Origin of the sequence: Ensifer sp. NM-2 (assembly GCF_003024455.1) — a bacterium.
GTDB classification, from domain to species: Bacteria; Pseudomonadota; Alphaproteobacteria; order Rhizobiales; family Rhizobiaceae; genus Ensifer; species Ensifer canadensis.
Genome location: NZ_PVZR01000010.1, coordinates 1 through 20,335, shown reverse-complemented (window position 1 = coordinate 20,335; position 20,335 = coordinate 1). Strand labels below are relative to the sequence as shown.

Genomic DNA, 20,335 nt, shown 5'->3' with positions numbered 1-20,335 from the left:
CTCTTCCCTCAGACGGAGTTACCATGTCCAACCCGACCGGCCGTATCGTTTATCTGAACGGCGAGTTCGTTTCCGAGCACGCGGCGCATCTTTCGGTCTTCGACCGCGGTTTCCTGTTCGGCGACGGGATCTATGAAGTGACCGCCGTGCTCGAAGGCAAGCTTATCGACAGCGCGCTGCATATGGCGCGGCTCGAACGCTCCGCCCGCGAGATCGACGTGCCGCTTCCGGTCCCCGTTTCCGAGATCGTCGAGATCGAGCGCCGGTTGGTGCGCGAGAACAACCTCGTCGAGGGCGTGGTCTATCTGCAACTCACGCGCGGCGCCGAGGATCGCAACTTCCTGTTTTCAGGAGAGATCAAGCCGACGCTGCTGCTCTTCACCCAGGTCAAGACGCTCGAGCACGTCGCAGCGGTAGACAACGGTGTTTCCGTCAAATCGGTCGCCGACCAGCGCTGGGCGCGACGCGATATCAAGAGCGTATGTCTCTTGCCGCAGGTGATGGCGAAGCGCATCGCCAAGGCCGAAGGCTGCGACGAAGCCTGGATGATCGAGGACGGGTTGGTGACCGAAGGCGCGTCCTCCACCGCCTATATCGTTACCGACGACGGCAGGATCGTTACCCGCGGCAACAGCAGTGCGACGTTGCCCGGCTGCACGCGCCTTGCCGCGCTGGAACTGGCGCGCGAGCAGGGGCTTACGATCGAGGAGCGGCCGTTTTCGCTCGATGAGGCGCTGGGCGCCCGCGAGGCATGCCTGACGAGCGCGTCGAACTTCGTCGTCTCCGTGACGCGCATCGACGGAAAGCCTGTCGGCGACGGCGTGCCCGGACCGATGGTCAAGCGGCTGCGTGAACTCTATCTGGAAAATGCCCGCCGTACGGCGATCTAGCGGCCGATTAGCGGGAGGGGCAGTCGATGGGACAGGAGTGCGAAGCGAATCCTGACCGGAACCGCTTCATACCTTCCTCAAAGGGCAGCCGCTTCTTGCGACTGCCAGATACGGCCGACGACGGGGCGCCGGTTGTCCTTGGCGCGATAGAGCCGGATTTCGACGCTGATATCCCAACGGGGATCGGCGGCGCGCACCAGCGTGCCGGACGAAAGCTCTGCGGTCATCAGGCTTTCCGGCACCCAGGCAATGCCCCAGCCGGCCTGCGCCATCGCTTTCAGGCCGACGGACATGCTGCCCTCATGCACGCGCTGAAAGGGCGGCAGGTCGGCGCCGACCAGCTCTCCCAGCAATTGCCCGAAGAATGACGACTTCTCGTAGCTGATATGAGGGAAGGGCTTTGCACCGCCCTCCAGCAGGTGCGCGGCCGCTCCGGTTTCGATAGGCGCCGAAACCGGGATGATCTTTTCATGGCCGAGCAAGCGGTGTTCGAACGCCTGCGGGTCCAGGAGCAGCGGCACCTGGGTGTGGGCATAGGTCAGGAGGAAGTCGCACGAGCCATCGACCAGTGAGTTGAGGTTCTCCTCCATGCTGCCGGAGTCAGGGCGAAGCCGCGAGAAGACCGGGCCGGCCTTCCTGTTGATGCGGTTCATCCAGTCGGGAAAGAAGGTGAAGGAGAGCGTGTGGAGCGCGGTCACCTTGATCGTCTTGGCGTCCGAGCCCTCTTCCTTCTGCAGGTTGCGCCTGGACTGGTAGAGGTGCTTGAGGGTTTCCTGCGCCACCGGAACGAATTTCAGGCCCGCCTCGGTCAACCGAGAGGGGTAGGTGGCGCGGTCGACAAGGCTCGCGCCGACCCAGGCTTCGAGCTGCTTGATCCGGCGGCTGAAGGCGGATTGGGTGACGTGCCGTTCGTCGGCCGCCTTCGAGAAATTGAGCGTGCTCGCCAGTGCCAGAAAGTCTTCGAGCCACTTGATTTCCAACGCATGCACTCCTGAAGAACGTCATTTCCCGCCTTGCAGCGGGAACCTGACCCCTTTTAGGCACAGTTCGACAGGCTTCAAGAAAAATCAGGGCCGACGGCGGTATTCCATCATCCGCGCGCGGTTGAGCACCAGTTCCACCCGGTTATCGTCGAGGGCATGCAGGCAGACACGCTTCGTCCAGGGGCCGTCATGCAGCGTGAACAGGAAGCGACCGTTGCCGAGCGCCGTCAGCGGCATGACGTTGCGCACCGGGCCAACACCCATAACCACCGCCCCGTCGCGGATCTCGAACTCTGCCCCTTCAGGGGACTGCCACGCTCCGGAGAGAGACGCCGGCACAACGTGCTGGCCGGCGACGGGCAGGAACCGCCGCGCCGCATGGCCCGCCTCGCCGACAAGCGCCGATCCCTCCAGCCGCAGCCGCATCGGCGACGAGGCCGAGCGCGAGGAAACCCACCCGTCGCCGTCGTCGTAAAGCGTGTCGTCGGCATCGAGATAGGTGCAGACGCTGCCCTTGATCTCCAGCCACCAGGGACCTTGTTCGGTGATATAGAGGCCGTCGGGAATGCCGGCTGCCGGTGTTGGCAGCGGCAAGCCGGTCAGCGCCGCCATGCTTTCGAGCGCGATCTTGTTGCCGTTGGTGTCCTCACGGTTGGAGACGACGACGAAGCCCGAGCGGCTTTCGGGGTCGAGCAGGAAGTAAGTCTTGTAGCCGGGGTGTGAGCCGCCGTGGCCGACGAAGCTACGGTCGCCGAGCGTCGACAGACGCAGGCCAAGGCTGTAGCCGCTCGGCCGTCCGTCCGCCAGGAAACGGGTCGTCTGCAACCTTTCCAGCAAACCTTCGTAACGACCGTGCCCGCCCATCAATGCCTGCAACCAGGCAGTGAGCGCATTGGCGCTTCCTGTCAGGCTGCCGGAAGCGGAGATATGCAGGCCGGCGGCGGAAAGCTGCCAGCGCTCGCCAGAGTGCCAATAACCAGGCACCAGGCTCGCGACCGGATCGTTCCAGACGTCGGGCGCCTTGAAGGTGACGCCGAGCGGTCCGGCAACGTCGTTCTGGATGAAGTCATCGAACGCAAAGCCCTTGCGCTCCAGCGCGGCCTCGACGAGGCGATAACCGGTGTTGGAGTAGGAGACCTCGCTGCCGGCATCGAAATTCAGCCGCCGCAGACGCGCCAGAAACGCCAGAAGCGGTGCGGCCTGTGTGTCCGTGTAGACGGAGAGGCCGAGCAGGGACAGGCATTCGCGCGTATCCGGCAGGCCGCCGCTCATATCCAGCGCCTGGCCGACCGTCACGTCGGCAAGCGGCGAGACGAGTGCGGGCAGATGGTGCCCAAGCCGGTCGTCGAGCTTGATGATGTCGTCATGGCCAAGCACCATGGCACAGAAGAAATGCTTGGTGACCGAGGCATAGCGAACGACGCTTTCGGCCGAGAATGGCGCAAACGTTGCCAGGCTTTCGACGCCGCGCGCATGCGAAAAGCGGATGCCGCTATCGTCGAAACCGACGATGGCGCCGCCCGGTTCGTTCTCCGCCCACTGCTTGGCGAATCCTTCGGCTGTGGCGGATGCGGCGTGCCAATCGAAATGTGCCGGCATGTTTTCTTCCATTGTCCTAGTTGTCACCAAGGGGCGAAGTCAGGCCGGTTCTTCCAGCCCGACGCTCAGCATACGCAACTCCGTCGTATGGGCATGGTGTGTCTTGCCCGCTCGAAGGTCCTGCGCGCTCAGTTGCTCCACCATTTCGCCGTTCAGCATGACGCCGACCTGACCGCAGAGGTGGGCGATCACCGCCAGGTTGTGGCTGACGAGAATGTAGGTGAGATTTCGCGCTTCGCGAAGATCGGACAATAGGTTGAGGATCTCAGCCTGCACCGAAACGTCGAGCGCACTCGTCGGCTCGTCGAGCAGCAACACCTGCGGATCGGCAATCAGCGCCCGGGCGATCGCCACCCGCTGACGCTGGCCGCCGGACAGCTGGTGCGGAAACCGGAAGCGGGCCGCCTGCGGCAGCGCCACGTCGGACAGCGCCTGAACGATCCGCTTGTCGATATTGTCCATGCCGTGCACGAGCGGCAATTCGCTGAGAATGCGATCGATTGTCTGGCGTGGATGCAGCGAGCCATAAGGATCCTGGAACACCATCTGCACCCGGCGGAAGAAGGCGGGTGGGCGCTTCAGTGCCGCCGCTTCACCGCCAAAGGCGATGCGACCGGCCCAGCTTTCATTGAGCCCGGCCATCGCCCTGAGGATCGTGGATTTGCCCGAGCCACTTTCGCCGACGATGCCGAAGCTGTCGCCCTTCTTCACCGAAAACGAGACACCTTTGACGACTTCGCGGTCGCCGAATCTTATGCGGAGATTTTCAACGTCGATCATGCGGTGAGCCACGATGCATCGCGGTTGAGAACAGGCAACCGGTCCCTGGGATGCGTGAGGGAAGGCATGCAGTTGAGAAGCCCCTTGGTATAGGGGTGGCGGGCGTTCAGCAGCTCGGACGCCTTCAGCTCTTCCATCACGCGGCCGGAATACATCACCGCGACGCGGTCGCAGAAATGCGACACGAGCGGCAGGTCGTGGCTGATGAGAATGAGGCCCATGTTGCGCTCCGACACCAGCTCCTCGATCAGCCGCAGGATTTCTGCCTGCACGGTCGCATCGAGCGCGCTCGTCGGTTCGTCGGCAATCAGCAGCTCCGGATCGGGTGCCAGCATCATCGCGATCATCACCCGCTGGCCCATGCCGCCCGAGACTTCGTGCGGGTAGGCGGCGGCGACTTCGCGCGGATTGCGGATTTTAACCTGGTCGAGGAGATGGATCGCCGCCTCGAGCGCTTGCCTCTTGCTGCCGCCCTTGTGGGCACGCCAGGCTTCCGCCACCTGTCGGCCGATGTTCATCACCGGGTTGAGCGAATATTTCGGATCCTGCAGGATGAAGCCCGCCCGCTTGCCACGGATCTGGCGCATCTGCTTTTCCGAGGCAGAGAGCAAATCGATGCCGTCGAAGGAGAGCCGGTCGGCTGATATGGCGGCATTGGAGGGCAGCAGCTTCATCAGCGCCCGTGCCGTCAGGCTCTTGCCCGAGCCGCTCTCGCCGACGATGCCGAGTTTCTCTGCGCCGAGTGAAAGCGAGATGCCGCGCACCGCCTCGAAGCGCGAGGAGCGGTTCTCGAAGGCGATGCGGAGGTTCTTGATATCAACCAGCATGGTCTCAGTCCCCCTTCGGATCGAGCACGTCGCGCAATCCGTCGCCGAGAAAGTTGAAGGCGAGCGACACGAGGAAGATCGCGATGCCGGGAACGGTGGCGACCCACCACTGGTCGAAGATGAATCGCTTGGCGGTGGCAATCATCGCGCCCCACTCCGGTGACGGCGGCTGCGCGCCCATGCCGAGGAAGCCGAGGCTTGCAGCGGTGATGATGATCGAGCTCATGTCGAGCGTGATGCGCACGATCAGGCTCGGCACGCAGAGCGGCGCTGCATGGCGCATGATGATGCGCCATGGCGATGCACCGGTCAGCCGGCAGGCGGCGATGAAATCGCTGCGGCGCACGGTCATGGTTTCGGCGCGGGCGAGACGCGCATAGGGCGGCCAGGCTGTGAGCGCGATGGCGAGGATGGCGCTTTCGACGCCCGGCTTCAGCGCCGCGACGAAGGCAAGTGCGAGAATGAGGCGCGGGAAGGCGAGGAACACGTCGGTCACGCGCATCAGCACCGTATCGACGATGCCGCCGAAATAGCCGGCGATGCACCCGACAGCGAGCCCGATCGGCGCCACCAGGACAACCACGGAAACGACCATGCCGAGGGTCACGCGGCCGCCGAAGAGGATGCGTGAAAAGATGTCGCGGCCGAGCTCGTCGGTGCCGAGCCAATGGGCAGCACTTGGGGCGGCAAGCCGGTTGGCCAGGTTCTGGATCGCTGGATCGTGCGGCGCCAGTACCGGCGCAAGCACCGCAAGCAGCGAAAAGACGAGGATGATCGTCAGACCGATCATCGCCAGCGGGTTGGACCTGAGCTTCAGCCAGATGCGGTAGCGATGACCCCAGGAGGCCTGTGTGCGGGAGGCGGGCGTTTCGTCCAGCGCCCAGTTTCGAAAGGTCGTAAGCATCATCGGACGCGGGGATCCAGTACACGATAGAGAAGGTCGGCGATGAGATTGAGGCCGACATAGATGAGGCCGATCAAAAGGGTCGCTCCGACCACCGGGTTCATGTCGGCGTTCATCAGCGACACGGTCAGGTATTGGCCGAGGCCCGGCCAGCTGAAGACCGTTTCGGTGACGACGGCGCCCTCAAGAAGTCCGGCATAGGTCAGCGCCAATACCGTCACCAGTTGTACGGCTACCGTTGGGAAGGCGTGGCTCCAGATGACAGTCGATGCCGAGAGACCCTTGGCGCGCGCGGTGATGACGAATTCGCCCTTCAGCGCATCGACCATGAAGGCCCGGGTCATGCGGGTGATATAGGCCATGCTGAAATAGGCGAGGATGCAGACCGGCTGCGCCATGTGCGCCACGGCGTCACGGAAAGCATCCCAGTCGCCGGCGATCAGTGTATCGATCGTCAACAGGCCGGTGACCGGATCGATCATGCCGTCGAAGATCACGTCCTGGCGGCCGGGTCCCGGTGCCACGCCAAGCGTCGCGTAGAAGATCAACAGCGAAATCAGCGACAGCATGAACACCGGAACGGAATGACCGGCGAGGCAGACGACGCGGATTGCCTGATCGACGAACTTGCCCTGCCGGACGGCCGCCCAGACGCCGAGCGGAATGCCGATTGCCGCCGACAGCAGCAGCGCCGCCGTGGCCAGCTCCAGCGTAGCCGGGAAGAACCGGGCGATATCGGTCGCAACAGGGTTGCGTGTCAGGATCGACATGCCGAGATCACCGTGCAGCAATTGCCAGAGATAACGGAAGAACTGCACGATCAGCGGCTGGTCGAGGCCCATTTCGATGCGCGCGCGGGTGATCACCGCCTCGGAGGCGTTGTCGCCGACCGCGGCAATCACCGGGTCGACGGGCATGACGCGGCCGATCATGAAGGTGACGATCGTCAGGCCGAGCAGCGTCAGGAGGACGCTGCTCAACGTGGCGGAAAAGCTTCGGATACGCTTGTTCAAGCCTTAGACGCCTCTGCGTAGGAGTGGGAGTCCGACAGCGTGCCGAGCCGAATGCCGGCGACGGACTTGCGGCAGGCGGCTGTGGTCGTCGTCTGCAGCATGAAGATGAAGGGGCTGTGCTCCATGTGGGCGCGCTGCAGTTCCTCGTAAAGCGCGATGCGCTTTGCCGGATCCTGCTCGTCGCGGGCGGCTTCTGCCTTCTTTGCCATCTCGGCGTCCTGCCAGGACGAGCGCCACAGGAAGGGGCGCGACTTGGCATCATCCGAATTGTCGGGGTTGATGTTGAAGACGTCGGCATTGGCGTGCGGGTCGAAGTAGTCCGATCCCCAGGCCGAGAGCGCCATCTGGTGCTCACGGGCGCGCATCTTGGTCAGCACTTGGCGGTTCTCTGCCGCCTGCAGCTGCACGCGGATGCCGATTTCGGCAAGGTTTGCCTGGATCGCCTGCGCCAGATCCGGATAGGGCTGTGCCGAATAATGATCCATCACGATGTCGAAACCTGCTTCGAGGCCCGCCTCGGCCATCAGCGCCTTGGCCTTGGCCACGTCCTTGACGAACGGCGTATCGTTGACGACGCCCGGATAGCCCTCGGGCAGGAAGCTCTGGTGGATCTTGTGGGTGAGCGGAACGATGTTTTCCTGCATGCCCTTGTAGTCGAGCGCGTGCTTGATCGCCTGCCAGACCTCAGGCTTTGCGAGGTTTGCCTGCTTCTGGTTGAGCGAGATCAGCACGAGCGAGGCGACGCCCTTGCGAACCAGCGTGTAGTTCTCGTCGCCCTGCAGGGTGCGCAGCTGTTCGGAGCTGAGGTTGCGGGCGATGTCGGCGTCGCCCTTCTGCAGCATCAGCAGCTGCGACGACGGGTCGGCAACGTGGCGTAGGATGATGCGCTTGATATTGCCCTTGTAGGGGCCGTTCGGATTGACCGTCAGCGCGACGCTCTCGCTCGGCTTCCAGGACTGCAGCGCGAACTCGCCCGAACCGGCGGTGTTCTTCTGCAGCCAGGCGTTGCCGAGGTCGCCGTCGACTTCGTTTTCGAGCGCGGCCTTCTTCTCGACGATGCTGCCGACATTGGCCGAGAGGCAGTAGAGCAGGAAGGAGAGCGATGCCGGCTCCTCGAGCGTCAGGCGTAGGGTCGAAGCATCGACGGCGACGATGCGCTCTTCGACATTCTCCGGCGTGAAGCCGAACTGGGCGATGATGAAGGCCGGGCCTTTGTTCATCTTGATGGCGCGCTGCAGCGAGAAGGCCGCATCTTCTGACGTAACCGGCGCGCCGCTGGCAAAGGTTGCGCCTGCGCGAAGCTTGAAGGTGAAGACCTTGCTGTCGGCATCGGTTTCCCAGGATTCAGCCAGGATCGGGTCGACCTTGTTGGCATCATCAAGGTTGGGATGAACGAGCTTCTGGTAGATATTGCCGCAGATTTCGCTGCCGACTGCCTCGAAGCTCTCATGCGGATCGAGGCTGGTCATGTTGTCGAGCTGCTGAGCGACAACCAGAATGTCCTTCGGCGTTTCGGCGAAGGCCGGAACCAGGCTGACATAGGACAGAAACGGCACGGCAGCGCCGCCGATCAACAGGTTGCGTCTGGAAATCATCGGAAATATCCCCTTCTCGGACTTAACGTCATGCGAACGGCCGTCGTGAGGTTTCGCAGTTCACCTCACCGCCAACCGTGTTCCCTTGTTAGTGGCCGGATTAAGCACAACATGGCTTGGTGCTACCAATTCCGATTTCGGCAGGGCCTATGCATGGTTTGCATTTGCGCCGATGGACGGCTTTCCCCTAGGGCTGTCAGATGATTATGTTCGCGCGCGACGGCCAGTTTGAGTCGTGCGCAGTCGGCCGCCGTGGGCGGCAAACAAGTTGAAAGGCGGTCCCCAATTGGCAACACAGGCGAAAATTCCGGTCTTCGATGGACATAACGATGTGTTGTCCCGCTTGTGGCACTCGCAGCAGGCAGACGCCGAGGCCCGCTTCGTTGACGGCGGCGGCAGCGGTCATATCGATCTCGTCAAGGCGGAAAAAGGTGGGCTCGCCGGTGGTCTTTGCGCTGTCTATGTCGCGTCGCCCAGCATGCAGAAGGATGCTAATGGCGATTTCGCAACGCCGGATCAGCAGGATGCGCTGAAGAGCACGCTCGGCATGGCAAGCCTGCTCATGCGGCTTGAGCGGCGAGCGAGCGGCCGTCTGAAGATCTGCCGGTCGGCAGCCGATATCCGCCAGGCCATCGCCGACGGTGTGTTCGCCTCGGTGCTCCACGTCGAAGGTGTCGAAGCCTTCGCCGCCGATCTCGATGCGCTTTACGTGCTGCACGCCGCCGGCCTGCGCACGCTCGGGCCTGTCTGGAGCCGGCCGAACATCTTTGCCTATGGTGTGCCGTTCCGTTTCCCGTCGTCGCCGGATATCGGTCCCGGCCTGACGGAAAGCGGCAAGGATCTGATCCGGGCGTGCAACGAGCTCAGGGTCATGGTCGACCTGTCGCACATGAACGAGCAGGGATTCTGGGACATTGCCGCTCTGTCCAATGCGCCGCTGGTCGCCTCGCATTCCAACGTGCATGCGCTTTGCCCGCACAGCCGCAACCTCACGGATCGCCAACTCGACGCCATCAAGGAAACCGGCGGCCTTGCCGGCATCAATTTCGGCGTGTTGTTCTTGCGGTCTGATGGCATCAAGAACCCGGACACCAGCCTCGAGCTTTTGGCCGATCACATCGACTACATCTCCAACCGCATCGGCATCGATCATGTCGCGCTCGGCTCCGACTTTGACGGCACCACGATCCCCGCGGCGATGCGCGACGCGGCCGACCTGCAGCAACTGGTCGACGTGCTCCGCAAGCGAGGTTACGACGAGGCGACGCTCGCCAAGGTTTGCCACGGCAACTGGATCCGGGTGCTGGAAACGACCTGGGGCGCGTAAGATAGGGCGCGCAGCGAGCCTTATCAGTTCGCTGCGATTGCTGCTCCTGCCTCGTCGAACAGCGACGATCTCGCCGCATCAATACTGATGCCCACGGTCTCGCCGATGCGATAGGGCGTATCGGCGGGGGCGCTGACGTTGATCAACCCGAGTTTGCCGGCGCGCACGAAGACGCTGGTGTTGCCGCCAAGATATTCGCTGACCTCGACGGTGCCCCGGCAATGGCCGCTTTCGGGCGAAACCAGAGACAGATGTTCGGGCCGGGCGCCCAGATGCGCTGGCGCTGCAGCGCCGGATACTCGCAGCTGAATGCTGCCTTCGCCGGATAGGTCGAGCCCGCTAGCGCCGGGCTGGCAGGCCAGAAGGTTCATCTTCGGACTGCCGATGAACTGGGCGACAAACAGATTGGCGGGCGTCTGGTAGAGCGCCTGCGGGCTGCCCTGCTGCATGATGCGTCCGTCCTTCATCACCACGATCCTGTCGGCAAGTGTCATCGCCTCCACCTGATCGTGGGTGACGTAGATCATCGTCGCGCCGAGGGTGCGGTGCAGCTTGGCGATTTCGAGCCGCATGTCGACGCGTAGCGCCGCATCGAGATTGGAGAGCGGCTCGTCGAAGAGGAAACCGACGGGTTCGCGAACGATCGCTCGGCCGATCGCGACGCGCTGGCGCTGGCCGCCGGACAATTCCTTCGGGTAACGCTCGAGCAGGTGGGTGAGCTTCAAGGTCTCGGCGGCCGCCTCGACCTTGGCCTTGATCCGCCCAGTGGGCAGCTTTGCCAGCTTGAGGCCGAACCCCATGTTGCGGCGGACCGTCATGTGCGGGTAGAGCGCGTAGGACTGGAACACCATAGCGAGCTTGCGCTCGACCGGGGAGGCCGCAGTCACGTCGCGGCCGTCGATGAAGAGCTGGCCGGAGGTGGTCTCCTCCAGCCCGGCGATCATGCGCAGCAGTGTGGACTTACCGCAGCCGGAAGGGCCGACGATGACGACGAATTCGCCGTCGGCGATGTCGAGGTCGAGTTCGCGGATGATCTCCAGGTTGCCGTATTGCTTGCCGGCCTTTTTAAGTGAAATCGTAGCCATGGTTGTCTCCGAAATAAAGGTCAGCCCTTGACCGCGCCTGCTGTCATCGAGCCGCTGATCTGGCGATACATGATGAGGCCGAGCAGGACCGGGGGAAGCGCGCCGACGATCATCACGGCAGACGCCACGCCCCATTGCACGCCGCCGCCGCTGGCGGCGAAGAAGAACGAGGCGCCGACGGTGATTGGTACGGCCTTGGACGTCGTCAGCATCAGGCCGAACAGGAACTCGTTCCAGGCGGTGATGAAGCCGAAGATCAGGCTGGTGACGATGGCAGGGCGGCAGACAGGGGCGATCACCTTGAAGAGGATCTGCGTCCGGTTGGCTCCATCCATGAGCGCGGCCTCGTCGAGCTCGGCCGGCAGGTCACGGATGGCGTTGACGAGGATAACGAGCGCCAGCGGCAGGTTGACGATGGTCAGGATCAGCCCGAGGCCGAGACGGGTGTCGAGCAGCGCCAGCCACTGGAACATCATATAGAGCGGGATCGCGAAGATGATGAGCGGAACGGCGCGCAGGTTGACGATGAACGGCAGCAGCGTCCGCTCGCCGAGCCGGCCGCGGGCAATCGCGTAAGCCGCGGGAAGGGCGAGCGCCACCGCCAGCAACGTGCCGATCAAGGCGACCGAGAGGCTGTTGAACAGATAGAGGAAGATGTTCAACCGGTCCGTCACCTGGAAGACCGCGAGATAGTTGTCGAGCGTTGGCGACTGCACCCAAAGGCCGGGATTGGTCGACAGCTCTCTGGTGCTCTTGAACGAGGTCGAAAGGGTCACCAGGATCGGAAAGTTCATGGCGAATGCGGCGATCGCAAATACCAGCCAGCGAAGTGCTGTCATCATCGGGCCGCTCCCTTCCGCCGGCTGGCAATGAAATTGAGGCCGTAGAGGACGGCAAAGGAGACGACGAACAGGATCACCGAGGTGGCGACCGCCTTGCCGATGGCACCCTGCTTGAAGAACGCCTCGTAGATGTAGATCGACAGCGATGCCGTCGAGCCGCCGGGGCCGCTGCCGGTCAGGACATAGACGTTGTCGAAGACGCGGAAACCGTCGATGAAACGGATGAGCAAGGCCACGACGATCGTCGGCAGCATCAAGGGCAATTCGATGTACCAGAGCCGATGATGACTCTTGGCGCCATCCATGGCCGAAGCTTCGGCGATCTCGGAGGGGATCGCCTGGTAGGCCATGTAGAACAGCAGCAGCGCGAACGGCGTCCACTGCAGCGTCTCGACGACCACGAGCGTCCAGAAGGCTGAGCCGGGGCCGAGAAAGGACAGGCTCGCGCCGAAATAGGTCCAGAGATAATAGGGCACGGGGCCGACGAACTCGTGTAGGACGAGCCGATACATCAGGCCGACCAGCGCCGGCGCTACCATCAGCGGCAGCATCAGGATCGCCATCAGCCAGCTGCGCCGCTCGATCAGCGGCGACAGGAATATGGCGAGGAAAAGCCCGAGTGTGCATTCGAGTGCGGCCGTCAGAAGACCAAAGCGGAACGAGAACCAGCTTGCCTGCCAGAAGGCGCTATCGCTCCACACGGCGGCGAAATTCTTGAAGCCGGACAATTCGGGCTGGCGCAACGTCTCGAACGAGACGTCGGAGACCGAATAGATCAGGTTGACGATCGCGGGAAAGCCGAGAAAGACAAGGAGGAACAGCACCACGGGCGTGGCGAGTAACCTGAATTCCTGGACAAGGGGGCGTTGCGAGGCTTTCGTCATCGGACCGATCTGTGTCTACCTGTCTTAGGGTGTCGGCGGCTCACGGAGAGACAGTTCCCGGCGGGCGCCTGTCACTCCTTAACTACCGGTCTTGCCGAAGGGCACCGGCGACAGTCACCCGCCGCCGGTGCTTTCGCTTATTTCAGCAGTTCGGCCATGCCCTTTTCGGTATTGGCGAGCGCATCGTCGATCGATTGCTGGCCGGACCAGTAACCGGTGAACTCCTTGGCCTGCAGTTCATAGACCGACAGCGCCTTGGCCGAGGTGCCGCCGTTCATGACGTAACCGTACTTGCCGGCGAATTCGCCGAGCTTGACCAGATCCGGCCGTGCTTCCGCGACTTCGGCGACCACCTCGGGTGTCAACGCCGGTGCGCCGTTGTTCCTGGCATAGATCAGCGCCGCTTCTTTCGAAGACAGCCATTTCAGGAACAGGGCCGCCCCTTCCTTGTTCTCGGCGTTCTTGTTGAGACCGAAGCCGAGGCCGTGGATATGGGTGAAGCGCCCTTCCGGACCGGCGGGAGGGGCTACGGTATCGGTGACCTCGGCCACAGTGGGTGACTTTTCCTTACTGGTCAGATCGCCGGCGGCGGCGTTCCATTGCAGCATGGCCGCCACCTGACCGGAAGCAAAGGCCGCGTTCGCTTCCGCAAACTCGTAGGAGAGCGAGTCGCGCGGGGTTGCGCCGTTGTCGTAGAGCAGCTTGTAGATTTCCAGGCCCTTGCGATAGGCGTCGGAATTGACGATGATCTTGCCGCTGTCGTCCATCCAGTTGGCGCCGTAGGCACGCGGCACCGACTGCCAGATCATGATGTTGAACAGCAGGTTCTTGAGCTGCAGCACGGTGCCGTAGCGCGTCGGGCTGTCCGGATTGACGGCTTGCGTGAAGTAAAGCGCCGTTGTGGCATAGTCGTCCCAGGTCCATTCGTCCGGAGCCTTCGGCTCCAGCTTCTTGCCCAGGTATTTCTCCGAGATCTCCGCATATTTCGCCTTTGCCGCATCGTCCTTCATCAGGGCGTCGATGAGGTCCTTGCGGAAGTACATGAAATGCAGCGACAGGTCGGTCGGCACGCCGTACTGCTTGCCTTCATACTGCATCGTCGAAAGCACCGAGTCGCCATAGACGGCCTTGGCCTCTTCAGACAGTACGACCGGCTCCATGAACGGCGCGTAGCGGCCGATCGAGTAGGTGGCGAGCAGGTTGAGGTCGAATGCCTTGGAGCCGGCGGCAAGGTCGGCCTGCAGCTTGTCCCAGAAGCCCTCACGGTTGAAGAACAGCAGCTCGACCTTGTCCTTGTCGGCAACGTCGGGCTTTGCGTTGTAGGTGTCAGCGGCGGCGCGCAGCGCCACTTCCTCCGGGCCGCCGGGCCAGCCGAGCACGGTGACTTCTGCCAGTGTCGGGCTTGCCAGAAGGCCGGCGATACTGGCTGCGAGCAGCGCTCCTCGTTTCATGGTCGCAAGTGTCATCTTTGGTTCTCCCTCAAAGTTGTTGTTGACGCTCTGCAAGATCTGCGATTCCGACCACGCCAGCGTTCTCCCCGAGTTCGGCGGCGTGGATCGATGGCTTGAGGCGCGGCGGAAGGTCGCCCAGCGCGCGCTCGATGGATGTCAGGTAGCCCGGCGCCAGCCCAATGCCGCCGCCGATGACGATGCGCTTCGGATCGAGCGCGAGTTGAATATTGCGGCACAGCAAAGCCGTTTGGCGTGCCGAGGCCTCGACGATCCGGCGCGCCCACTCCTGCCCGGCGTCGGCCGCTGCAAAGACCTCGCGGGCGGTGGCATCCTTTTGATGGACGCTGGCCTCCCCGGCTATCCAATGGCCGGAAACCTGGTCTTCGAGCGTATGGTGCGTCGCCTCATCAAGGCGGAACTGGCCAAAGTGCCCGGCAAGGCCCCCGAGCAGACGGCCGTTGACGACGATGCCGCCGCCGATCCCGGTCGAAACCGTGAGGAAAACCATGTCCTCGCGCCGGCCGGCACCGAAGCTGAACTCGCCCCAGGCCGCCGCCTGGGCGTCGTTGGCGGCAAGGACGGGCGAGCCCGAAAGTGCCGCGACCACGTCGGTCAGCGGGAAGCGATCGGGGATATCGAGCGTGTTGCGGTTGAGCGCTGACCAATGGCCATCGTCGACGATGCCGGTAACGGCGACGCCGACCTTGTCGTAGCGACCGTTCCACATGGCGATGGCGTCGAACAAAGCCTGCAGCCATTCGGCTGGATCGCCGCCGCGGGGTGTCGCCATCTTGTGCGTTTCGAGAACGGTCCGGTCGCGCACCAGCGCCGCCAGCATCTTCGTGCCGCCAAGGTCGATGGAGAGGGTGGCCTGCGCCTGCGCCATCACATTCATGCCCCGCTCGATGCCAGGGTTTCGTCGAGCGCTGTGCGGAACCAGGAGGTCACGTGTTCCGGCCGGGTAATGGCGGAGCCGACAACGACGGTGAAGGCGCCGACCCGCAGCGCTTGCGACGCCTGTTCCGGGGTGCGGACGCAGCCTTCCGCAACGACGAAGGGTGTGAGCCTGCGCATGGCGGCAATGAGCGCGAAGTCCGGTTCGGTCGGCTCCACCGGTCCGGTGTAGCCGGCGAGTGTCGAGCCGACGATTTCGGCGCCTTCGCGCAAGGCCTGCGCCGCGTCGCTGCTGACAGAGCAATCGGCCATGGCGATCTTTCCTGTTGCCTGGATGCGCTCGATCAGGCGCCTGGTCTCGACCGGGCGCGTCCGTTGCGTGGCGTCATAGGCGATGATATCCGCGCCCGCCGCGGCCAATGCATCTACATCCTCGATCAGCGGCGTGATGCGAACAGGCGAGGTCGTCAGGTCGCGCTTGACGAGGCCGATGATCGGCCGGTCGGTCGCCTGGCGAACGGCGCGGACGTAGTCGGCAGATTCGATCCGGAGCGCCGCCGCACCGCCATTAAGCGCCGCCAAGGCGAAGCCGACGACCATCGCCGCGTTGTCCATGACGCCGCCTTTGACCGGCTGGCAGGAAACGATCAGTCCGTTCTTCAGGCTTTGGATCTCGAATGTCACGCCGGCTCCTCTGGCGCGGGTAACGACCTTTGGCGATATCAGCCGCTCCCCGCACGCATTTGCTACTCGGCCGCATCATGGCTTTGAGGCTGTGTCAGCCCGTACCGTTGCGACCCGATCAGGCCATTACGGTAACAGGGCAAGACCAGATTGCAACAGGAATTAAACTGGTATTATCGCATCAATTCGATGACGAAGTCGTAGACGTCGCCGCGATATTTGGTCTGGGTAAACTCGACGATCTGGCCGTCGGCGAGGAAGCAGCGGCGCTCCATGATCAAAAGGCTGGTGCCTTCGGGTGTCGCGAGCAGGCGGCGTTCTTCCTCGCTCGCCGGCTTTGCCTGCATGCGCTGCAGCGCCCGGACGGGAAGGGCGCCATGGGCGGCCAGATACTCGTAGAGCGAGGCGCCGATCGCCTCAGGCTGCGGCACGAAACGGGCGGGGAGTGCCGCGGTCTCGATGGCAATCGGGGTGTTGTCGGCGGTGCGCAGCCGCCGCAGGCGAACGATCTTTTCGCTGACGGGAATGCCGAGCGCCATCATCTCTGCCGGCGACGGGCGGCTGATCTCCCGCGAAATCCAGACGCATCCGGGTTCGAGCCCGCGCGACCGCATATCCTCCGAAAAGCTTGTCATCGTCGCCAGCGATTTTTCGACACGCGAAGAGACGACGGTCTTTGCGCCCTGGCGCCGATCCAATAGCCCTTCGGCGACCAGGCCCTCAATTGCTTTTCTCACTGTCACGCGCGATATCGCCAGACCCTCGCTCAGGTCCCGCTCGCTCGGAATGACTGCACCATGCCGTATGACGGAGGCGCCGATCGCCGCCTTGATCGCTTCGCCGAGCCGGCGGTAGAGCGGCTCGCCGCTCTCGCCGGACATGGTCTGCAACAGAAAATCGAGAGTTGCCTGATCGCTCATGGAGACACCTGCTTGAGATGCCTCCTTATGCAATATTTTTGCCCGGTGTTAAACTGGTATTGTACTGGGGGCCGAATTTTACGGCTTTTACCAAGCCGGTGCACGGCTCGACCGTTTATCAAGCCAGACTCAACGTCTGGCCTGCGGTGCCTGCACGATCGCCGCGACGATGAGGCGTACCAGTGGCAGCACGAGCAGCAGGCTTGGAAACGCCACCAGCCACGAAATGCCCCAGGCCTTCATCCACAGGGAGAACAGATCGGCTCTGAAGCCGGCATTGGCCGTGGTCGAGACGGCCGAGACGAGGCAGGACATCAGCACCGACAGCACCAGTGGCATGGCGACGGCGTTATAGCGCGGAGGAAGTTTCTTCGGCATTTGGGTCATGCTCCGGTTTCAAGGTTCAGGCGTGGGGCTGAAGGCGGGGATTGGCGCCGGCCAGCTCTTCGATGAAGGACTGCAGGCTCCGGGGTTCCCGCCCAAGAGCGGCCCTGAGCGACAGGCTGTTGCCGCCAAGGCCGACGGCTGCGTAGTGCTCATAAACCTTGGCGAGCAGGCCTAGCTGGTGCTCGGTGTATTTTGCCCGCGCCGGAGCGGCCCATTCGTGGAAGCCGATCTCACCGGCCGCGATCGGCCGGCCAAGCGCCTTTGCCATCATCTCGGCGATCTCTTCCCTGTTGTGGCGACCATCGGCGCAGAGCTCGAGGCTGGCGTAGGCGAGCCGGTCCTCGGTCAGCGCGATTGCCGCCACCTCGGCGACGTCACGATAGTCGACGCGTGCCACACGCGCGGTCTTCGGAAAGGGTTCGGAAAAGACGCCCTGTTCGACGACGGTCGGCCAGGCTGAGCGGATGTTCTGCATGAAGTTTGCCGGGTGCAGGATGGTGTATTCGAGATTGGACGAATAGAGCGCATCCTCGACCGGTATCTTGGCAGCATGGTTCTTCAGCCGCGTGTTCGTCGGCTGGATGACCGAGGAGAAGACGAATTTTCGCACACCCGCACGGACCGACGCGTCGACCATCGCGATGCCCATCGCCGTTTCGTCCGGCGCGAAAGCCGGTCCGAGATGAAAGACGCCGTCGACGCCCTGCAGTGCGATGTCGAGGCTGTCGCGATCTCTAAGGTCGCCGACCGCAACCTGTCGGGCGCCAAGTGATTGCGCCAGGCCGATATTGGACTGATCCCTGATCAGGGCGCGCAAGACGGCGCCGCGGCGGACCAGTTCGGGCATGACAAGCCCGGCAAACCGGCCGGTTGCCCCGACGACAAGTATCCTATTTCCGGTCGCTTTCTTGCCTCTCGCTGTCATGCGATTTCGCCTTCCTGTGCTCGTCACTTCAATGTGAACGCAGATTATCGTTCGGCAAAAATTTGGACAATCATCCAAAAATGTGATTTATTCTCTACAAAAGCGGGATAATGGAATGAGCCGTATCGAAGACCTGGAAGTGTTCGTCGCCGTGGTGGAACTCGGCAGCCTGACGGCGGCGGCCAGCCGTCTTGCGCGGCCGTTGCAAACCGTCAGCCGTGCGCTTGCCGCTCTTGAAGACGATATTGGCGTGGAACTCATCCACCGCACGACGCGCCGCTCGACGCCGAGCGAGGCTGGCGAAATCTTCTATCGCCGGATCAAACCTGCCGTCGATGAAATCCGCGAAGCCAGGCTTGAGGCGGTACAGCGACGGATGGAGCCTTCAGGCGTGCTGCGGATCGGCGCGCCAGCGCTGTTTGCCCCGCGCTTCCTGATGCCGATCGTCGCCGAGTACATGCGGCAACATCGAAAGGTCGAGGTCGAACTCGACCTTTCCGATGCGTTCGTCGACCTCGCAGACGGCGGGCTCGACATGGTGGTGCGGATTGGAGACCTTGCTGACTCCGGTCTGATGGGAAAGCGATTGGGCGCGCTGCGCCGTGTGGTTTTCGGCACGCCGTCCTATTTCGCCGACCATGGCCGGCCGATGCATCCAAATGAACTCAAGCAGCACAATTGTGTCGTTCGTTCAGGTGGCGACCGGCCCGGCGCGTGGATGTTCTCGATCGACGGCAAGCCGCGTGAGGTCAAAGTAGCCGGCCCGTTGCGGGTAAACGCCATGACGGCAATCTATGCCGCCGTCTGCGAGGGGCTCGGTCTTGGCTACTCTCCGCTCTGGCAGATCGAGCACTTGATCGCCGAGGGTCGGGTCGAGATTGTACTTCAAGAGTTCGAGCCTGCGCCTGTTCCGATCCACGTCCTTTGGCGCGAGGGCAGGACGCCGACGGCGAAGGTCCGGACATTTATCGATCTCCTCAGCAAACGGCTCAAACTCGATCACCTCTGACGACGGCTCAGTGCTTGCCGTCTATTTCGCGAACTTCTTTGCACCGGCTACGCACAGCACGATGGCGCCGGTGACAGCCAGCATGGCCCAGCTAACCGGCTCGTGGAGAAGCGCTGCAGCTAGCGTGAGGCCGAAGAACGGTTGAAGCAGCTGCAACTGTCCGACGCCGGCGACGCCGCCAAGCGCCAGTCCGCGATACCAGAAGACGAAGCCGATCAGCATGCTGAAGACGGAGACATAGGCAAGCCCGGTCCAGGCCGCGCCATTCACCATCTCGAAGGACGGCGGGTTCGAGAAGAGGCCGATACCGATCATGACCGGCAGCGACAGTACCAGCGCCCAGCAGATCACTTGCCAGCCGCCGAGCTTGCGCGACAGGCTTGCTCCCTCGGCATAACCAAGACCGCAGACGATGATTGCGGCAAGCATCAGGAGGTCCCCGACCGGCGAGGCCGAAAAGCCCTGCGTGAGCGCGAAACCGGCAACCAGTGCGCTGCCGAGGCAGGAAAACAGCCAGAAGGCCGGATGCGGTCGCTCGCCGCCGCGAAGCACGCCGAAGACCGCGGTCGCCAAGGGCAACAATCCGACGAAGACGATCGAATGGGCCGAGGTCACGTGCTCAAGCGCCAGCGCGGTCAGCAGCGGAAAACCGAGAACGACGCCGAAGGCGACGATCGCCAGCGAGAAGAGATCGGCGCGCGTCGGCTTGGGTTGGCGAAAGACGAGGAGCAGGCAGAGCGCTAGTGCACCGGCGATGGCCGCGCGCGCGACCGTCAGGAACACCGGGTCGAAGTCCATGACGGCAGCGCGTGTGGCCGGCAGCGAGCCGCTGAAAATCAATACACCCACAAAGCCGTTTATCCAGCCGGTCGTCGTCCTGTCCATTGTCGTCTCCAATGAAAGAACACAAGGGGCAAAACGCCTTCGATTGGCGGCTTTTCCTTGGGTTCGGTTTCGTTCTGACCGGCTTTTTGCCGATCGGCTCAATGTTCTTCCTTCCGCTGGACAGGGCCGTCCTTCGGTTCTGAACCAGTCTCCAATGCGTGACCCTGATGCCTTGGCTTCGGTCACAGAGTGGCGTTCGGCTCCCGGTTTCCCATTCTCCTTAAGGAGCGCAGCCCGGACCTGCCGGGCTCGCTAAAAAGCCATCAGGACAACCGGGATATCGTCGACGCGCCTCCCATCGTGCTTTCGCCGCGCGGCTCATAGGCGCGCTGGTCACGCAGGATCTGGAAGGCGATCGTCAAAAGCTTGCGCGCGATCGCCACACGCGCCTTGTTGGTTCCTCTGATCTTCAGATGCTCGTACTGGTCATGAAGTTGCGCATCGCTGGCGA

The 20,335-nt window shown here is 63.0% G+C and carries 20 protein-coding genes and 1 pseudogene; 3 read left to right on the top strand and 18 right to left on the bottom strand.

Features of this window, described 5'->3' with window-relative positions; translation table 11 throughout:
• The first annotated feature begins 23 nt into the window (after positions 1–23).
• Positions 24–890 (top strand): D-amino-acid transaminase, encoded by an 867-nt coding sequence (locus C6558_RS20000; RefSeq protein WP_025428393.1) that lies wholly within the window; start codon positions 24–26, stop codon positions 888–890.
• 77 nt (positions 891–967) lie between these two features.
• Here the strand turns inward: C6558_RS20000 and C6558_RS19995 are convergent, their stop codons facing one another.
• From C6558_RS19995 to C6558_RS19965, 7 genes are all read right to left on the bottom strand, one after another.
• A complete protein-coding gene (locus tag C6558_RS19995; protein ID WP_107027625.1) occupies positions 968–1,870 on the bottom strand; it encodes a LysR family transcriptional regulator in 903 nt (300 codons plus the stop codon).
• Between the two features lie 87 nt (positions 1,871–1,957).
• Positions 1,958–3,472, bottom strand: a complete 1,515-nt coding sequence (locus C6558_RS19990) for a serine hydrolase (RefSeq protein ID WP_107027624.1) — start codon at positions 3,470–3,472, stop codon at positions 1,958–1,960.
• 39 nt (positions 3,473–3,511) lie between these two features.
• Complete coding sequence (locus tag C6558_RS19985; protein ID WP_025428396.1) at positions 3,512–4,252, bottom strand: ABC transporter ATP-binding protein; 741 nt, start codon at positions 4,250–4,252, stop codon at positions 3,512–3,514.
• Entirely contained in the window at positions 4,249–5,079 is an 831-nt protein-coding gene (locus C6558_RS19980) for an ABC transporter ATP-binding protein (protein ID WP_025428397.1), read from the bottom strand. The genes C6558_RS19985 and C6558_RS19980 overlap by 4 nt, the downstream gene beginning before the upstream one ends.
• 4 nt (positions 5,080–5,083) lie before the next feature.
• Positions 5,084–5,986, bottom strand: a complete 903-nt coding sequence (nikC, locus tag C6558_RS19975; protein ID WP_107027623.1) for a nickel transporter permease — start codon at positions 5,984–5,986, stop codon at positions 5,084–5,086.
• The gene (locus tag C6558_RS19970) at positions 5,983–6,996 is read right to left on the bottom strand and encodes an ABC transporter permease (RefSeq protein ID WP_107027622.1); all 1,014 of its coding nucleotides are present in this window, start codon (positions 6,994–6,996) and stop codon (positions 5,983–5,985) included. Before C6558_RS19970 ends, nikC begins: the two co-directional genes overlap by 4 nt.
• Positions 6,993–8,591: an ABC transporter substrate-binding protein gene (locus C6558_RS19965; protein WP_107027621.1), complete on the bottom strand. Its 1,599-nt coding sequence runs from the start codon at positions 8,589–8,591 to the stop codon at positions 6,993–6,995. Before C6558_RS19965 ends, C6558_RS19970 begins: the two co-directional genes overlap by 4 nt.
• Before the next feature lie 286 nt (positions 8,592–8,877).
• Between C6558_RS19965 and C6558_RS19960 the strand changes: the two genes are divergently transcribed.
• Positions 8,878–9,918, top strand: a complete 1,041-nt coding sequence (locus C6558_RS19960; RefSeq protein WP_107027620.1) for a dipeptidase — start codon at positions 8,878–8,880, stop codon at positions 9,916–9,918.
• 23 nt (positions 9,919–9,941) lie between these two features.
• Here the strand turns inward: C6558_RS19960 and C6558_RS19955 are convergent, their stop codons facing one another.
• From C6558_RS19955 to C6558_RS19915, 9 genes are all read right to left on the bottom strand, one after another.
• On the bottom strand, positions 9,942–11,003 hold the full coding sequence (locus C6558_RS19955; protein ID WP_025428402.1) for an ABC transporter ATP-binding protein: 1,062 nt from the start codon (positions 11,001–11,003) through the stop codon (positions 9,942–9,944).
• 20 nt (positions 11,004–11,023) lie between these two features.
• The gene (locus tag C6558_RS19950) at positions 11,024–11,845 is read right to left on the bottom strand and encodes a carbohydrate ABC transporter permease (protein ID WP_107027619.1); all 822 of its coding nucleotides are present in this window, start codon (positions 11,843–11,845) and stop codon (positions 11,024–11,026) included.
• Positions 11,842–12,729, bottom strand: coding sequence for a carbohydrate ABC transporter permease (locus C6558_RS19945; protein ID WP_107027618.1), 888 nt, complete (start codon positions 12,727–12,729; stop codon positions 11,842–11,844). Before C6558_RS19945 ends, C6558_RS19950 begins: the two co-directional genes overlap by 4 nt.
• A 137-nt stretch (positions 12,730–12,866) precedes the next feature.
• A complete protein-coding gene (locus tag C6558_RS19940) occupies positions 12,867–14,195 on the bottom strand; it encodes an extracellular solute-binding protein (protein ID WP_107027617.1) in 1,329 nt (442 codons plus the stop codon).
• A gap of 13 nt (positions 14,196–14,208) precedes the next feature.
• Positions 14,209–15,075 carry an ROK family protein gene (locus C6558_RS40855; RefSeq protein WP_244445456.1) on the bottom strand — a complete coding sequence of 289 codons (867 nt, stop codon included), beginning with the start codon at positions 15,073–15,075 and terminating at the stop codon, positions 14,209–14,211.
• The gene (locus C6558_RS40850; RefSeq protein WP_038577785.1) at positions 15,072–15,758 is read right to left on the bottom strand and encodes an N-acetylmannosamine-6-phosphate 2-epimerase; all 687 of its coding nucleotides are present in this window, start codon (positions 15,756–15,758) and stop codon (positions 15,072–15,074) included. Before C6558_RS40850 ends, C6558_RS40855 begins: the two co-directional genes overlap by 4 nt.
• Before the next feature lie 173 nt (positions 15,759–15,931).
• Positions 15,932–16,678, bottom strand: a complete 747-nt coding sequence (locus tag C6558_RS19925; protein ID WP_025428406.1) for a GntR family transcriptional regulator — start codon at positions 16,676–16,678, stop codon at positions 15,932–15,934.
• Positions 16,679–16,807: 129 nt separating this feature from the next.
• The gene (locus C6558_RS19920) at positions 16,808–17,056 is read right to left on the bottom strand and encodes a DUF2798 domain-containing protein (protein WP_198956878.1); all 249 of its coding nucleotides are present in this window, start codon (positions 17,054–17,056) and stop codon (positions 16,808–16,810) included.
• A gap of 25 nt (positions 17,057–17,081) precedes the next feature.
• Positions 17,082–17,990, bottom strand: coding sequence for an NmrA/HSCARG family protein (locus C6558_RS19915; protein ID WP_107027616.1), 909 nt, complete (start codon positions 17,988–17,990; stop codon positions 17,082–17,084).
• A gap of 115 nt (positions 17,991–18,105) precedes the next feature.
• Between C6558_RS19915 and C6558_RS19910 the strand changes: the two genes are divergently transcribed.
• Complete coding sequence (locus tag C6558_RS19910; protein WP_107027615.1) at positions 18,106–18,999, top strand: LysR family transcriptional regulator; 894 nt, start codon at positions 18,106–18,108, stop codon at positions 18,997–18,999.
• Between the two features lie 21 nt (positions 19,000–19,020).
• On the opposite strand, the gene C6558_RS19905 is transcribed toward C6558_RS19910, so the two are convergent.
• Both C6558_RS19905 and C6558_RS19895 read right to left on the bottom strand, forming a co-directional pair.
• Complete coding sequence (locus C6558_RS19905) at positions 19,021–19,884, bottom strand: DMT family transporter (RefSeq protein ID WP_057224082.1); 864 nt, start codon at positions 19,882–19,884, stop codon at positions 19,021–19,023.
• Between the two features lie 263 nt (positions 19,885–20,147).
• Positions 20,148–20,335 (bottom strand): annotated as a pseudogene (locus tag C6558_RS19895) (IS110 family transposase); the annotation flags it as partial.